Origin of the sequence: Micromonospora sp. NPDC048930, assembly GCF_043197935.1 — a bacterium.
In the GTDB taxonomy this organism is placed as follows: domain Bacteria; phylum Actinomycetota; class Actinomycetes; order Mycobacteriales; family Micromonosporaceae; genus Micromonospora.
Window position 1 is genome coordinate 149,315 of record NZ_JBICUB010000009.1, and the last position, 15,697, is coordinate 165,011.

Consider the following 15,697-nt stretch of genomic DNA (forward strand, 5'->3'; position numbering starts at 1 on the left):
CTCCTCAGCGGCTCGTGACGTCGTGCTCGTGGTCGGGGTGGCGCTGTTCCGGCGGCCGCGGGCCGACCGGGTCCTCGCCGAGCAGGTCGGCGAAGAGAGCCCGGTAGTGCACGAGCGCCTGCCGGAGGTCCTCCGTGCCGGCCTCGCCGCGCTCGTTGCGCAGCCGGATCTCGTGGGCGTCCCGGTAGTGGCCCAGGGTGCGCGCGTGCTCGACGGAGAGGTGGGCGGCCTGTTCGGAGAAGTCGCCGGCGGGGTACCCACGCTCGGCGATCAGCCGGCTGACCAGCTCGTCGGCGTCGCCCACCGTCTCGGCGGGGGAGTCGACGAAGCGGACCTGGAGCTCCTCCCAGGCTGCGGCGTACCGGGCCCGGGACTCCGGGCTCAGTGGGGTGAGCGCCAGCTCGGCGTGGCGGCGCTCCCGCTCGCGCAGCTCCCGCTCGGCCGCGCTCCGGCTGTCCTGCTCGGCGACGACCCGGTCGTACTCCGGGCCGAACCGCTGCCTGAGGGCCCGCCGGCGGCCGGCCACGACGGCGACCGCGGCCAGCGCCGCGAGGACGAGGACGACGATGACTGTGACGACTACCTGCGTGGACGACATGGCTCCTCCTTCGCCGCCTGGTATTCCCTCCGTTTCGTGATCGCCAATCCCGATCCGGCAACTTTCCGTCGGCGATTCCGGGCCCGAACCCTGCCGGCCGCGTGGCGGAGCGGGGCCACCGGCCGGCTCGGTGCCGGAACTTGAGCTGTTCCAGAAGATGGGGATGCTGCCGGCCGACCGACGCGCTCCGCGCGGGGACGGCCAGGTGGGGCGCCCACCAGCACGGCGGTCCGCCGCCGTGCCAGGTGGACGGCCGGGCGGCGCCGGTGGACGCGGGTCCCGCGCGGACGCGGCCGCCCATCCGGCCTGTTCCGGCGGGGCGCTGCCGTCGAACGGCGTCCACAGCGGACCGTCTCGGACGGTAGCGCCGGGCGAGACGGCCGGTAGTGCATCCGCCGGTGATTACGTATCCTGCCCAAGGCGCCCGAGCCGGGGCCCGGCGTCGTGGCCGGGCAGCTTCCGGCCCCGTGCCGGCGCCACCCCTGCGACACCTTCCGGGCGAGGTCTCATGAACACCCGTGACTGGCCGATCCGCGCCAAGCTGACCGCGCTGGTCATCGGTCCGGTGACCGCGCTGCTGGCGCTCTGGATCTTCGCCACCACGCTGACCTTCGGGCCGGCCCTCGACCTGCTCGCCGCGCGCACCTACCTCTACGACCTCGGCCGTCCCGGCGAGACGGTGGTCGCCGAGCTGCAACGGGAGCGCCGGCTCTCGGTCGTCCAGCTCGCCGGGGACACCGCCCTCCCGGCCCTCGCCGAGCAGCGGGCCCGTACCGACCGGGCCGTCGCCGAGCTGCGCCGCCGGGTCAACGGGGACGACCTGCGCGACGCCGCCGACGACCTGCTCGACGCCCGCCTCGACCAGTTGGTCTCCGCGCTCGATGCGCTGCCCGCCGGCCGCGGCTTCATCGACGCCCGCAAGGTGGACCGGGCCGGGGCGATCGGCCTCTACAGCGGAATGATCAATTCTGCCTTCCAGGCGTTCGCCGCGATGGCCAACCTGCCCGACACCCAGCTCAACCGGGAGGCGTTGGCGCTCACCGCGCTGGGCCGGTCCCGGGAGCTGCTCGGCCAGGCCGACGCCCTGCTCGCCGGCGCGATCACCGCCGGCCGGTACGCCGAGGGCGAGCACGAACAGCTCGTCCGCACCATCGAGAACCAGCGGTTCCTGGCCGAGAACGCGGTGGCCGACCTGCCCGCGGCGGAACGGGCGGCGTACCAGCGGCTCAGCGAGGGGCAGGACTTCGTCCGGCTGCGCGCCCTCCAGGACACCCTTATCCGCAGCCGTGACCTGCCCGCCCAGCTGGACGTACGGGCCTGGGAGACCAGCCAGTCCGGGGCCTGGCAGGGGCTGCGCGACTTCGAGCTGCGCGGCGCCGACGGGCTCGCCGAGCGGTCCGTGCCGATGGCGGTGGGCATCCTGGTCCGGCTCGCCGCCGCCGGCGTGCTCGGCCTGCTCGCCATCGTGATCTGCGTGCTGATCGCGTTGCGGGTCGGCCGTTCGCTGGCCCACCGCCTCACCGGGGTGCGCAGCGCCGCGCTGGAGATGGCCGAGCACCGGCTGCCCGACGTGGTCGCCCGGCTGCGGCGCGGCGAGGAGGTGGACGTCAGCCGGGAGGCGCCCGAGCTGGACCACGGCGGCGACGAGATCGGCGAGGTCGGGCGGGCCTTCAACGAGGTACGCCGGACGGCCCTGCAGTCCGCCGTGGACGAGGTCACCCTCCGGCGCGGGCTGAACGAGGTCTTCCTCAACATCGCCCGGCGCAGCCAGGGGCTGGTGCACCGGCAGCTGGCCCTGCTGGACCGGCTGGAGCGGCGGACCGAGGACCCGGACGAACTGGCCGGGCTCTTCCAGGTCGACCACCTGGCCACCCGGCTCCGGCGGCACGCCGAGGACCTGGTCATCCTCGCCGGTGCCGCCCCCGGCCGGGGCTGGCGCAACCCGGTCGCCGCCGTCGACGTGGTCCGCGGCGCGATCTCCGAGGTGGAGTCGTACGACCGGGTGGACGTGGGGGACGTGCAGCCGGCCGGGGTGCTCGGCCGGGCCGTCGGCGACGTCATCCACCTGCTCGCCGAGCTGATCGAGAACGCCACCGCCTTCTCCCCGCCGGGCAGCCGGGTGGACGTCACCGGGCGGAGCGTGCCCGGCGGGTACACGATCGAGATCACCGACCACGGGCTGGGCATGTCGCCGCAGGCCCTGGCGGACGCCAACCGCAAGCTGTCCCGGTCGCCGGAGTTCGACCCGTCCGACAGCGCCCGGCTGGGTCACTTCGTCGTCGCCCGGCTCGCCGCCCGGCACGGCGTCCGGGTCGAGCTGCGGGTGGCCACCCCGGCCGGGACCACCGCCGCGGTGCTCCTGCCGGCCGACCTGATCACCAAGGAGCCGGCCCTGGCGCCCGTCCCCGGCGCGGGGACGGCGCCCGCCGACGACCGGCGGATGGCCAAGGTGACCCGGCTGGCCACGGTGCCCCGGACACGTACCACCCGGCCCGGCCGGGAACGCCCCGAGTCGGCGGTGGTGCCGCTGCCGGCGGGCCGAACCTCCGCCGTGGAGGCCCCCGCCGACGACGACGGGCTGCCGCGCCGGGTCCGTCGGCGCGGACCGGTCAACCGCCCCCGGCCGGCGGCCGCGGACACCCCCGCGCCGCGCTCGCCGGAGGAGGCACGCCAGGCCATGTCCGCTCTCCAGGCCGGCACCGCCCGGGGCCGCCGGGACGGCGCCCGCGCCGCCGCCGACCCCACCGCCCCGGCCCCCGACCGGGGCACCGAGCCCACCCCGCCGGCGCCGGCGCCGGCCCCGGAGCCTCCGAATGCAAGTGAGAGGGACGCCTAGTGGTGCACACGACGCGGCAGAACGCCGATCTCGACTGGTTGCTCGACGACCTGGTGGAGCGGGTGCCGGCCGCCCGCCAGGCGGTGGTGCTGTCGGCGGACGGGCTGCTGCTCGGCGCCTCCGCCGAGCTGGGCCAGGACGACGCGGAGCACCTCTGTGCCCTGGCCTCCGGCTTCTCCAGCCTGGCCAAGGGGGCCACCCGGCACGTCAACGGCGGCGCGGTCCGCCAGACGGTGGTGGAGATGGAGTCCGCGTACCTCTTCGTGACGGCCGCCGGGCAGGGGGCCTGCCTGGCGGTGGTGAGCGACGCCGACGCCGACATCGGCCTGGTGGCGTACGAGATGGCGATGCTGGTGATCCGGGTCGGCGAGAACCTGAGCGCCCCGGCCCGTACGCCGGGGGCCGACGATGCGGGCTGAGTCGCCGGGCCCGCAGCACGAGTGGCTGGACGGCGCGGCCGGGCCGGTCGTTCGCCCGTACACCCTCACCGGCGGCCGGGTGCGACCGCCGGTCGAGGGTTTCGACCTGGTGGCGTTCGTGCTGGCCGCACCGGCGGCCGACGCGACCGGCCAGCCCGGTCTCCAGCCGGAGCACCGCCGCCTGGTCGAGCTGGCCCGGCGTCCGGTCGCCGTGGCCGACCTCGCCGCCGACCTGGACCTCGCCGTCGGTGTGGTCCGGGTGCTGCTCGGCGACCTCGTCGCCCGTGGGCTCGTCGCGGTGCACCGGCCGCCGACCGCCGCGTATCTGCCCGACGACAACATCCTCAAGGCGGTGGTCAATGGACTCCGTGCGCTTTGACCGGCAGGTGAGCGCCCCGCGCGTCCCGCTGGCCCTGAAGATCCTCATCGCCGGCGGGTTCGGGGCCGGCAAGACGACGCTGGTGAGCGCGTTGAGCGAGGTCCGGCCGTTGCAGACCGAGGAGGTGCTGACCGGGGCCGGGATCGGCACCGACGACATCTCCGGGGTGGAGGAGAAGTCGACCACCACGGTGGCGATGGACTTCGGCCGGATCACCATCAACGACGACCTCCAGGTCTACCTCTTCGGTACGCCGGGCCAGGACCGGTTCTGGTTCCTCTGGGACGAGTTGGCGTTCGGCGCGCTCGGCGCGGTGGTGCTCGCGGACACCCGGCGGCTGGCCGACTGCTTCCCCTCCATCGACTACTTCGAGCAGCGCGGCATCCCCTTCGTGGTGGGGGTCAACTGCTTCGACGAGGCCCGCCGGTTCAGCCTGGAGGCGGTCCGCGACGCGCTGGACCTGGACCCGGAGGTGCCGCTGGTGCTCTGCGACGCCCGCGACCGGCAGTCCGGGAAGCTCGTGCTGATCTCGCTGGTCGAGCACGTCGCCCGGCAGCGCGGCGAACCGGTGCCGGTGGGCTGACAAACGGTCCGGGAAATGACGGCTAACCGGCCGGCTCCCGGGGAAGCCTCTGGTTGGATCGACGCAGGAGGCGGCGGAAGGTGGGACCGGTGACCGGGCAGGACACGATCGTCCACATCGGCGGGTACACGGCGGAGATGGGCGGGCGGGCCGAGGGCATTGTCGCCGCGCGCCGCGACCCGGCTTCCGGCGAGCTGACCCCGCTCGGCACGGTGGCGGTCACCCCGTCGCCGTCGTTCCTGGTCCGGCACCCGACGCTGCCCGTGCTGTACGCGGTCAACGAGGGCGCCGAGGGCCAGGTCAGCGCCTTCCGGACGGCCCCGGACGGCGACCTGGCGCCGCTCGCCGTCCGTCCCACGGGCGGGGCCGAGCCGTGCCACCTGGCGGTCGTCCCGGACGGGCGGCATCTCGTGGTGGCGAACTACGGCGGCGGCAGCGTGGCCGTCTTCCCGCTCGACGCCGAGGGTGTCCCCGGGGAGCGCAGCGACCTGGTCCGGCACGAGGGGCACGGCGCCGACCCGCAGCGGCAGGAGCAGGCGCACTGCCACATGGTCTCGCCCGACCCGGACGGCGGTCCGCTGCTCGCCGTCGACCTGGGCACCGACTCGGTCTACCGGTACGACCTCGACGCCGCCTCCGGTCGGCTGGTGCCCCGGGCCCCGCGGCTGCGGACGCCGGCCGGCACCGGCCCCCGGCACCTGGCCCGGCACCCGGACGGGCGGCGCTGCTGGTTGGTCGGCGAGCTGGACGCGACGGTCACCGGGTACGAGCTGACCGCCGACGGCGCGCTGCACCAGCGGGCCCGGGTGGACGCCAGCGAGCGGGTCGGGCACGTCCAGCCCTCCGAAATCGCGCTCGGCCCGGACGGGCGGTTCCTCTACGTCGGCAACCGCGGGGTGGGCACGGTGGCGGTCTTCGCGGTGGCGGGGGACCGGCCCGAGCTGGTGGCCGAGGTCGACACCGGCGGGGAGTGGCCGCGGCACTTCGCCCTGACCGGCCCGCACCTGTACGTGGCCGACGAACGGGCCGACATGATCCGGATCTTCCGGGTGGATGCCGCCACCGGGGTGCCGGCGCCGGTGGGGGAGCCGGTGCCGGTGGCGAGCCCGACCTGTGTCCGGCTGTAACGGATCAGTGGCGTCCCGCGCTGTCTTCTGTGGAGCGCGATCACGTCTGATGACTGATTGATCACTCAACGTAATATTTACGTGATCAACTGTTTCTCCTGCGTAACTTTCGTCCGAACGGACGTGGCAGTAACCCCACGAGATACGCAAGATGGTCACCGTGTCTGGCCGCCATCGCATGCGTTCAAGCCTCCGTGGGGCAGGTGCCGCCGCGGCGGCCACCGCCCTCGTCCTCGTCGTAGCCGGCTCCTGGTTCGGCTACCAGCAGCTGGCGGGTCCGTCCTGCTCCGGGAAGATCCAGCTGTCGCTCGCGGCGGCCCCGGAGATCGCCCCCGCCATCAAGGGGGCGGCCGACCAGTGGGTCTCCGACGGGGCGGCGGTCGGCGGCACCTGCATCGCGGTCAACGTCACCTCCGCCGAGTCGGTCGACGTGGCCGCGGCGGTGGCGAGCAAGCACGGTGCCACGCTCGCCGGCGTCGGCCAGGCCAGCGGCACCGCGGTGACCCCGGACGTCTGGGTGCCGGACTCGTCCAGCTGGCTGCTCCGTCTCAAGTCCGGCGGGGCCACCGCCTTCGCTCCGGCCAACGGGTCCTCGATCGCCCGCAGCCCGGTCGTGGTCGCGGTGCCGGAGCCGGTGGCCACCCGCTTCGGCTGGCCGGACAAGAAGCTCGGCTGGGCCGACCTGCTGCGGCAGGTCACCAGCGACAAGCCGCTGCGTGCCGGCATCGTCGAGCCGACCCAGGACGCGGCCGCCCTGTCCGGGCTGCTCTCGCTCACCGCCGCGGCCAACTCCACCGGCAACCCGCCGGGCGACCCGAAGGCGAGTGAGGCGATGGTCGGCGCGCTGCGGGCGCTGGCGACCAACCGCTCCTCGCTGCGGCAGGACCTCCTCGCGCGCTTCCCGCGCTCGTCCGACCCGACGGCCATCGCCAACGGGCTGGGCGCGGCGGCGCTCTCCGAGGAGGACGTGATCGCCTACAACAGCACCAAGCCGCCGATCCCGCTGGCCGCGCTCTACCTCGAGCCGTCGCCGATGCCGCTGGACTACCCGTTCGCGGTGCTGCCCGGGATCGAGCCGGCCAAGGCGTCGGCCGCCAAGGTGCTCTTCGAGGTGCTGACCACCCCGGGCTTCAAGAACCGGCTGGCCGCGCAGTCGCTGCGCGCGCCGGACGGCAACTGGGGTCAGGGGTTCAAGGCCCCGCAGGGCGCGCCGAGCCCGGCCAACGGCGGCGGGAGCGCCGTCCCGCCGACCGGCCAGGGCGGCGCGGCCGACCTGGACCCGGTCGCCATCCAGCAGGCCACCAGCTTCTGGTCGGTGGCTACCCAGTCCGGCCGCATGCTCAGCGTCATCGACGTCTCCGGCTCGATGAAGCAGAAGGTGGCCACGGCCAACGGCGCCACCCGGGAGCAGGTCACCGTGGCCGCCGCCACCCAGGGCCTGTCGCTCTTCGACGACTCCTGGTCGATCGGCCTGTGGACCTTCTCCACCAATCTCCAGGGTTCCCAGGACTACCGGCAGCTCGTGCCGATCAGGCCGCTGTCCGGCAACCGGCGGGCGCTGCAGCAGGGCCTGGCCTCGATCAGGCCGTCGAGCGGCAACACCGGCCTCTTCGACACGCTGCTGGCCGCGTACAAGACGGTCCAGCAGGACTGGGAGCCGGGCAAGGTCAACTCGATCGTGCTCTTCACCGACGGCAAGAACGACGACGACAACGGCATCTCCCAGAAGCAGTTGATCGACCAGCTCAAGAAGATCCGGGACCCCGAGCAGCCGGTGCAGCTGATCATCATCGGTATCGGTAACGACGTCAGCAAGGCGGAGCTCGACCCGATCACCGCGATCACCGGCGGACGGACCTTCGTCACCATCGACCCCACCAAGATCGGCGAGATCTTCCTCCAGGCGATCGCCCTGCGACCGCCGGCCCCTCGCTGATTCGTCAGTCAGTCCAAACGTTCCGCCGTATCGGGAAACCCGGTACGGCGGAACGCTTTTCGGGCCGTCCGGACGCCGAGAATGTGACGGCAATACGTCGGAAGCAATCGGCGTCCATAATTACCGAGGCATGATGTCCGGGTGCTCCGAGTCGCCGGCTCGCCAGCGGGGCCGGGCGGTGCGGGGCCGTCCTGCGCGAGGTGGGGAGGGCCGGTGACGTCCGCGACGCTGTTGACCCCCGCCCGCATGGCGACCGGTCCGGGAGACCACGGTCCCGCCCCGGCGACGCGGGCCGCGGAGCGCGCGTACGTCCGCGTCCTCGCGGTGCTGGACACCGCCGTCCTGGCCACGGCCGTCCTGATCGGGTACGTCGGCCGCTTCGGCGAGGAGGAACCGGTCGGCTCGGAGATCCCGTACGCGGTGGTGGCGCCCGGCCTGCTGCTGGCCTGGCTGGTCTCGCTGCGGGCGATGCGCTGCTACGACGACCGGGTGCTCGGCTACGGCGCCGACGAGTACCGCCGGGTCGGCTCGGCGAGCCTGCGGCTGGCCGGCGGCATCGCCATCGCCGGGTACATCGCCGACGTCGGGGTCTCCCGGGGCTTCCTGGCCATCTCCTTCGCGGCGGGCACCATCGGTCTGGAGGTGGCCCGGTTCGCCGCCCGCAAGCGGCTGCACCGGGCCCGCTACCAGGGCGCCGGCTGGTCCCGCAAGGTGCTGGTGGTGGGCGACACCGCGCACGTGCTGGAGCTGGTGCACACCCTGCACCGCGAGCCGTACGCCGGCTACCAGGTGGTCGGCGCCTGCATCCCGGACGCGCTGCTCGCGCCGGTGCCGCAGCGGCTGGGCGACGTGCCGGTGGTCGGCTCGTTCCGCGGCATCCCCGAGGCGGCCACCGCCATCGGCGCGGACACCGTGGCGGTCACCGCCTCGGGCGAGCTGACGGCGACCCGGCTGCGCCGGCTCGGCTGGCAGCTGGAGGGCACCGGCGTCGACCTCGTGGTGGCCCCGGCGCTGACCGACGTCGCCGGCCCGCGCATCCACACCCGCCCGGTCGCCGGGCTGCCGCTGATCCACGTCGAGGCGCCCGAGTTCCGGGGCGGCCGGAAGCTGGTCAAGGGACTGGTGGACCGGTCGGTGTCGCTGGTGGCGCTGCTCCTGCTGCTGCCGGTCCTGGTGGTGATCGCGCTCGCCATCAAGCTGGGCAGCCGGGGGCCGGTGCTGTTCCGCCAGGTCCGGGTCGGCCAGGGCGGCCGGGAGTTCGGCGTCTTCAAGTTCCGCACCATGGTCGTGAACGCCGACGCGCTCCTGGCCGACCTGGCCGCGCGCAACGAGACCGACGGCCTGATGTTCAAGATGCGCGACGACCCGCGGGTGACCCGGGTCGGCCGGCTGCTGCGCAAGTGGTCCCTGGACGAGCTGCCGCAGCTGGCGAACGTGCTGCTCGGCCAGATGAGCCTGGTCGGTCCCCGCCCGCCGCTGCCCACCGAGGTGGCCCGGTACGACGGCGACGTCGCCCGCCGCCTCCTGGTCAAGCCCGGCATGACCGGCCTCTGGCAGGTCAGCGGCCGGTCCGACCTGAGCTGGGAGGACGGCATCCGGCTCGACCTGTACTACGTGGAGAACTGGTCGCTCGCCGCCGACCTGACCATCCTCTGGAAGACGTTCGGCGCGGTGCTGCGCGGCCGCGGCGCGTACTGACCGCCGGGTCAGGGCTGCGGGCCCAGCCAGTCCAGGCAGACCACCACCGCGTCGTCGACCAGGTCCCCGGCGACGAAGGCCCGCAGGTCCCCGATCAGCGAGCGGACCGCGTCCAGCGGCTCCATCGGCCCGGTGCGCCGCAGGAAACGGTCCAGCGCGGTCTCGCCGTACCGGATCTGGCCGCCGGTCGCGTCGATGACCCCGTCGCTGACCACGAAGAGCCGGTCCCCGCGGCGCAGCTGGAACTGCTGCTCCTGGTAGTCCGTGCCCTCGAACATGCCGAGCGGGAACTGCTTCTCCAGGACCTGCTCGCTCACCTCACCGTCACGCAGCCGCACCAGGCGGGGCGAGCCGGCGTCGACCACGGTCATCGTCCCGGACGCCAGGTGCAGCTCCAGCAGCAGTACGGAGAGGTGCTGCCCGCCCCGGTGCAGCGCGTAGATCGCCTGGTCGGCCAGGGCGGCCTGGTCGGCCAGCCCCAGCTCGGCCCGGCGGGCGTTGCGCAGCGCGTGGGTGGCCAGCGAGGTGAGCATCGACGCGGCCACCCCCTCGCCGGAGCCGTTGATCACCGAGAGCCAGAGCCGGTGGCCGTTGTCGGACCAGTCGAAGCCGTCGCCGCGCACCGCGTACGCGGGCTCCAACTGGCCGGCCAGGCTGAACGAGGGCCGGATCCGGCTGCGGCCGGGCAGCAGCTCCCACTGCATCTCGGCGGCCAGCGTCAACCGGCGGCTGCGCCGGGCGGTCAGATAAACGTCGGTGCTGGCCATCACGGCGGACAGCTCGTGACCGAGCGCGGTGGCGATGGCGTCCAGCTCGCGGAGGGCGGCCGGGTCGTCCGGCACGGGCGAGACCCGGAGCACCCCGCGCCGCTCCCCGCGCATCCCGACCGGGAACCAGCCGGTGCCCTCCGTGACGATCGGCTCCTGGTGGTCGAAGCAGCGCCAGGCGGGATGCCCCGGACCGCTGATCGGCTCGGCGTCGTGCAGCGGCAGCAGCACCGACAACCGGTAGTCGACCTGGTAGAGCTCGGTGCGGGTGATTGCGTACGACCGTTCCAGCTCGGCGCCGAGCCGGTCGAGCAGCAGGTCCGCCGGCGCCTCGGAGATGGTCCGGCGCGCCCGATCCTCCGGTCCGCTCATCTTTGCTCCTTTGCACAGGTCGTCGGCCGGGTACGGCGGGTAGTCTCGGGCGCACCATGGCCCAAGAACTCGGTCCGCACGGACCTGAAGCGAGTATGGCCGCCGCACTGGACGAGACGGCGGGCACCCTGCTGGCTGTCTGGGAGGCGGCCCGGGAGCGGACGACGAGCCGGCTCTCGGGCGCCCAGTTACGCGCGGTCATGGTCGTGGAGCAGTACGACGGGATCAACCTCCGCCGCCTCGCCACCCTGACCGACATGCTGCTCTCCTCGGCCAGCCGGCTCTGTGACCGGCTGGTGGCGGCCGGGATGCTGGAGCGCGAGCCGGGCCGGTACGACCGCCGGGAGATCTCCCTGCACCTCACCCCGGCGGCGACCCGGCTCCTGGCCGAGCTGCGGGCCGACCGGCGGGACCGGCTGGACCGGATCCTGGCCGGGATGAGCCCGGAGGGGCGCGCGGCACTGCTGCGGGGCATGCACGAGTTCGACGAGGTGGCGCGCCGGAGCGAGGCCGCCGCCGCGGAGAGCTGGGCGGCGCTGCCGCAGTCCGGCGAGGGGATCGCCGGCCTGGAGGAGATCGCGGCGACGACCGGAGAGGCGGCCACGGAGGAGCCGCCGGCCGCCCGCACCGCCTGAACTCAGGCGCGTGCCGCCACCGGCCGTACCATGATCGTTGGTGCCCAGGCTGCGGTCTTCTTCGGCGTGTCGACCTGCTGAGCCGCCAGCGATCACGGCCGCCACTCCCGCGAAGCTCAACGGGTTCAGCCGGACCGGGCCAGCCAGCCGACCGGCCGGTCGACGATGCGCCGTACCACCGAGGCGGCCCCACCGACCGCCGCGGACTGCGCGCCGAGCGCCGCCGGGCGGACGGTGACCGGTGACCAGGCCGCGGTGAGCACCCGGCGGGAGACCTCCGCCACCACCGGCGGGGAGAGCCACGGGGCGAGCGGGGCGTATCCGCCGCCGAGCACCACGGTGTCCAGATCCAGCAGGTTCACCACGCCCGCCACGGCGATCCCGAGGGCGGTGCCGGCGTCGGCGAGGGCGGTCAGCGCGGCGGGGTCGCCGGCCCCGGCCAGGTCGGCCAGCCGGGTGGCGGCGGTGTCGGCGGGCAGTTCCGCGCCGGCCAGGCCGGCGGCGGCGAGGATGGCCTCCTGGCCCGCGTACCGTTCCAGGCAGCCCTGGCCGCCGCAGCGGCAGGGCCGGCCCCGCGGGTCGACCGGAAGGTGCCCGATCTCGCCGCTCCAGCCGCGGGCGCCCCGGTACAGCACCCCGTCGAGCACGATCCCGGCGCCGATGCCGATCTCCCCGGAGACGTGCAGGAAGCTGGCCGACCCGGGCGGGCCGGCGTGCAGCTCGCCGAGGGCGGCCAGGTTGGCCTCGTTGTCCACCACCAGCGGCGGGATGCCCGCCACCGGTTCCGCCAGCGGGTGGCCGGCGAGCAGCGCGGGCACGTCCACGTCCCGCCAGCCGAGGTTCGGCGCCAGCCGCACCAGGCCGCCGTCCCCGACCAGGCCGGGCACCGCGAGCGTCGCGCCGGCCAGGGTCAGGCCCTCGCGTACGGCCGCGGCGCGGGCCTCGGCGGCGAGCGCGGCGAGCCGGTCCAGGGCGTCGGCGGGGGAGACCGGACGCAGGTCGGCCCGGCGCACCAGATGGTGGCGGACCGTGCCGGTCAGGTCGACCACGCAGGCGGCCAGGTAGTCGACGTTCACCTCCAGCCCGAGCCCGGCCGGGCCGTCGGCCGCCAGGACCAGGCCCCGGGCCGGCCGCCCGGCCCCGGTACGCGGGGCGGGCTCCGCCTCGGCCACCAGCCGGCCGGCGATCAGGTCGTCCACCACGGCGGAGACCGTGGCCCGGGTCAGTCCGGTCGCGGCGGCCAGGTCGGCCCGGGAGGGCGGTCGGTCGGCGGCGGCGATCCGCCGGAGCACCACCGCGAGGTTGAGTTCGCGGAGGCTGCCCTGCCGGACCGCCCCGATGCTGGTGCTGGTCACCCCTTGACACTGCCACATCGCCGCCATTTAATTCAACCACTGAACAAATTGCGGACGACACCACCGGAGGTCTGCCATGGCACCCCGTCCCACCCCCGCCGACAAGTTCTCCTTCGGTCTCTGGACCGTGGGCTGGCAGGCCGTCGACCCGTTCGGGGACGCCACCCGACCCGAGCTGGACGCCGTGGAGGCGGTCCACCGGCTCGCCGAGCTCGGCGCGTACGGCATCACCTTCCACGACGACGACCTGGTGCCCTTCGGCGCGGACGCCGCCACCCGCGACGCCCACCTGACCCGGTTCCGCAAGGCCCTCGACGAGACCGGCCTGGTCGTGCCCATGGTCACCACCAACCTCTTCAAGCACCCCGTCTTCAAGGACGGCGGCTTCACCAGCAACGACCGGGACGTGCGCCGGTACGCGCTGCGCAAGGTCCTGCGCAACGTCGACCTCGCCGCCGAGCTGGGCGCCCGCACCTTCGTGATGTGGGGCGGCCGGGAGGGCGCCGAGTACGACGTGGCCAAGGACGTCCGCGCCGCGCTGGACCGCTACCGCGAGGCGGTCGACCTGCTCTGCCAGTACGTCGTGGACCAGGGCTACGACCTGCGCTTCGCTCTCGAGCCGAAGCCGAACGAGCCGCGCGGCGACATCCTGCTGCCCACCGTCGGGCACGCGCTGGCCTTCATCTCCACCCTGGCCCGCCCGGAGCTGGTCGGCCTCAACCCGGAGGTCGGCCACGAGCAGATGGCCGGACTGAACTTCATGCACGGCATCGCCCAGGCGCTCTGGCAGGGCAAGCTCTTCCACATCGACCTGAACGGCCAGCGCGGCATCAAGTACGACCAGGACCTGGTCTTCGGCCACGGCGACCTGCTCAACGCGTTCGCCCTGGTCGACCTGCTGGAGCACGGCGGCCCCAACGGCGGTCCCGCGTACGACGGGCCGCGGCACTTCGACTACAAGCCCTCGCGCACCGAGGACATCGCCGGGGTGTGGGCGTCGGCGGCGGCGAACATGCGCACGTACCTGCTGCTCAAGGAGCGGGTCGCGGCGTTCCGGGCCGACCCGGAGGTGGCCGAGGCGCTCGCCGCCAGCAAGGTCACCGAGCTGGCCACCCCGACGCTGAACCCCGGCGAGGGCTACGCCGAACTGCTCGCCGACCGCACCGCGTTCGAGGACTTCGACCCGGACGCGGCCGGCGCGAAGGGCTTCGGCTTCGTCCGGCTCAACCAGCTCGCCGTCGAGCACCTGCTCGGCGCGCGCTGAGGCGGGCCGCGATGCCGCTCGTCGCCGGGGTCGACTCGTCCACCCAGTCCTGCAAGGTGGTCGTCCGGGACGCGGAGACCGGCGCGCTGGTCCGGCAGGGCCGCGCGCCGCACCCGGAGGGCACCGAGGTCGACCCGCACGCCTGGTGGGACGCCCTGCGCGCGGCCGTCGCGGAGGCCGGCGGGCTGGCCGACGTGGCCGCCGTCTCGGTCGCCGGGCAGCAGCACGGCATGGTCTGCCTCGACGAGGCCGGACAGGTGGTCCGCCCGGCGCTGCTGTGGAACGACACCCGTTCCGCCGACGCCGCACACGAACTGGTCGCCGAGGCCGGCGGCGGGGAGGCGGGCCGCCGCTTCTGGGCCGAGGCGACCGGGGCGGTGCCGGTGGCCAGCTTCACCGCCACCAAGCTGCGCTGGCTGGCCCGGCACGAGCCGGCGAACGCGGCGCGGGTGGCGGCGGTCTGCCTGCCGCACGACTGGCTCACCTGGCGGCTCGCCGGGGCACCCGGCCTGGACGCGCTGCGGACCGACCGGGGCGACGCCAGCGGCACCGGCTACTGGTCGCCGCGGACCGGCGCGTACCGCCTCGACCTGCTGGAGAAGGCCCTCGGGCGGCGGGTCCGGGTGCCGGTCGTACTCGGCCCGTCCGAGGTGGCCGGGCAGTTGGACCCGACGGTGCTGCCGGGATCCGGCACCGCATCCGGGCCGGTCCTGCTCGGCCCCGGCACCGGGGACAACGCCGCCGCCGCGCTCGGCGTCGGCGCCGGCCCGGGCGACGTGGTCGTCTCGATCGGCACCTCCGGCACGGTCTTCGCCGTCGCCGACGCGCCCGCCGCCGACCCGAGCGGCGCGGTGGCCGGCTTCGCCGACGCCACCGGGCGGTTCCTGCCGCTGGTCTGCACGCTCAACGCGGCCCGGGTGCTGGACGCCGCCGCGACCCTGCTCGGGGTCGACCTCGACGGGCTGAGCGCGCTGGCCCTGCAGGCCCCGCCCGGCGCCGACGGGCTGGTCATGGTCCCGTACCTGGAGGGGGAGCGGACCCCCGACCGGCCCACCGCGACCGGCGCGCTGCACGGGCTCACCCTGGGCACCTCGACCCCGGCCCACCTGGCCCGGGCCGCTGTCGAGGGGATGCTCTGCGCCCTCGCCGACGGCCTGGACGCGCTCCTCGCGCAGGGCGCGCGGGCCGAGCGGATCATCCTGGTCGGTGGCGGGGCCCGCTCCGCCGCCGTGCGGCGGATCGCGCCGCAGGTCTTCGGGCGGCCCGTCGTGGTCCCGCCGCCCGGGGAGTACGTCGCGGACGGTGCGGCCCGCCAGGCCGCCTGGGTCGCCCTCGGCGGCGCGGAGCCACCGTCGTGGACGATCGCCGACACCGAGGCGTACGGGGTGGACGGCGGCTGGGCGGGCGGCGGAGACGCCGACGGGGCAGGGTCGGTTCCGGCCGTCCGCGCGCGTTACGCCCGGGCCCGCGATCTGATCATCGAGCGCGAAGCGGGCTGAGCCAGCCGGACCGTATCGACAATCGCAGAGGCCCGGCGTGCGGCCGGTGGGTTCCCGCCCACCGGCCGCCCTCGTCTGCGTTACCTCGTCGTTATCGAACTTGTCCGAACTGGGCACCTATCGACAACTACCGTTTGCGGCGTCGCTCCCGGCTGACGAGGCGGCGCGGCCCGTGCAGCCGGCACAGCGCGAGCGGACGGGGCAGGTGATGTGGATGGGGCCGGATGAC

General features: G+C 74.6%; 13 protein-coding genes. 10 read left to right on the forward strand and 3 right to left on the reverse strand.

What is annotated here, in order from left to right; all coding sequences use genetic code 11:
* Positions 1 to 4: 4 nt before the first annotated feature.
* The gene (locus tag ACGFI9_RS23735) at positions 5 to 598 is read right to left on the reverse strand and encodes a hypothetical protein (protein ID WP_393181021.1); all 594 of its coding nucleotides are present in this window, start codon (positions 596 to 598) and stop codon (positions 5 to 7) included.
* Positions 599 to 1,106: 508 nt separating this feature from the next.
* Between ACGFI9_RS23735 and ACGFI9_RS23740 the strand changes: the two genes are divergently transcribed.
* From ACGFI9_RS23740 to ACGFI9_RS23770, 7 genes are all read left to right on the forward strand, one after another.
* Positions 1,107 to 3,434, forward strand: coding sequence for a nitrate- and nitrite sensing domain-containing protein (locus ACGFI9_RS23740; RefSeq protein ID WP_393181023.1), 2,328 nt, complete (start codon positions 1,107 to 1,109; stop codon positions 3,432 to 3,434).
* Entirely contained in the window at positions 3,434 to 3,853 is a 420-nt protein-coding gene (locus ACGFI9_RS23745) for a roadblock/LC7 domain-containing protein (protein WP_393181025.1), read from the forward strand. Before ACGFI9_RS23740 ends, ACGFI9_RS23745 begins: the two co-directional genes overlap by 1 nt.
* Complete coding sequence (locus ACGFI9_RS23750) at positions 3,843 to 4,232, forward strand: DUF742 domain-containing protein (RefSeq protein ID WP_393181026.1); 390 nt, start codon at positions 3,843 to 3,845, stop codon at positions 4,230 to 4,232. The genes ACGFI9_RS23745 and ACGFI9_RS23750 overlap by 11 nt, the downstream gene beginning before the upstream one ends.
* Positions 4,213 to 4,815, forward strand: a complete 603-nt coding sequence (locus ACGFI9_RS23755) for an ATP/GTP-binding protein (protein WP_393181028.1) — start codon at positions 4,213 to 4,215, stop codon at positions 4,813 to 4,815. Before ACGFI9_RS23750 ends, ACGFI9_RS23755 begins: the two co-directional genes overlap by 20 nt.
* Positions 4,816 to 4,904: 89 nt before the next feature.
* The gene (locus tag ACGFI9_RS23760) at positions 4,905 to 5,942 is read left to right on the forward strand and encodes a lactonase family protein (RefSeq protein WP_393181030.1); all 1,038 of its coding nucleotides are present in this window, start codon (positions 4,905 to 4,907) and stop codon (positions 5,940 to 5,942) included.
* A gap of 178 nt (positions 5,943 to 6,120) precedes the next feature.
* Entirely contained in the window at positions 6,121 to 7,878 is a 1,758-nt protein-coding gene (locus ACGFI9_RS23765; protein WP_393181032.1) for a substrate-binding domain-containing protein, read from the forward strand.
* Between the two features lie 213 nt (positions 7,879 to 8,091).
* The gene (locus tag ACGFI9_RS23770) at positions 8,092 to 9,576 is read left to right on the forward strand and encodes a sugar transferase (RefSeq protein ID WP_393181034.1); all 1,485 of its coding nucleotides are present in this window, start codon (positions 8,092 to 8,094) and stop codon (positions 9,574 to 9,576) included.
* Positions 9,577 to 9,584: 8 nt separating this feature from the next.
* On the opposite strand, the gene ACGFI9_RS23775 is transcribed toward ACGFI9_RS23770, so the two are convergent.
* Positions 9,585 to 10,715, reverse strand: coding sequence for a PP2C family protein-serine/threonine phosphatase (locus tag ACGFI9_RS23775; protein ID WP_393181036.1), 1,131 nt, complete (start codon positions 10,713 to 10,715; stop codon positions 9,585 to 9,587).
* A gap of 95 nt (positions 10,716 to 10,810) precedes the next feature.
* On the opposite strand from ACGFI9_RS23775, the gene ACGFI9_RS23780 reads away from it, so the two are divergent.
* A complete protein-coding gene (locus ACGFI9_RS23780; RefSeq protein WP_393181038.1) occupies positions 10,811 to 11,350 on the forward strand; it encodes a MarR family winged helix-turn-helix transcriptional regulator in 540 nt (179 codons plus the stop codon).
* Positions 11,351 to 11,475: 125 nt separating this feature from the next.
* On the opposite strand, the gene ACGFI9_RS23785 is transcribed toward ACGFI9_RS23780, so the two are convergent.
* Entirely contained in the window at positions 11,476 to 12,732 is a 1,257-nt protein-coding gene (locus ACGFI9_RS23785) for an ROK family protein (RefSeq protein ID WP_393181040.1), read from the reverse strand.
* A 49-nt stretch (positions 12,733 to 12,781) separates the two neighbouring features.
* On the opposite strand from ACGFI9_RS23785, the gene xylA reads away from it, so the two are divergent.
* Positions 12,782 to 13,969 (forward strand): xylose isomerase, encoded by a 1,188-nt coding sequence (xylA, locus tag ACGFI9_RS23790; RefSeq protein ID WP_393181042.1) that lies wholly within the window; start codon positions 12,782 to 12,784, stop codon positions 13,967 to 13,969.
* 11 nt (positions 13,970 to 13,980) lie between these two features.
* Entirely contained in the window at positions 13,981 to 15,468 is a 1,488-nt protein-coding gene (gene xylB, locus ACGFI9_RS23795; RefSeq protein WP_393181044.1) for a xylulokinase, read from the forward strand.
* Positions 15,469 to 15,697: the final 229 nt, after the last annotated feature.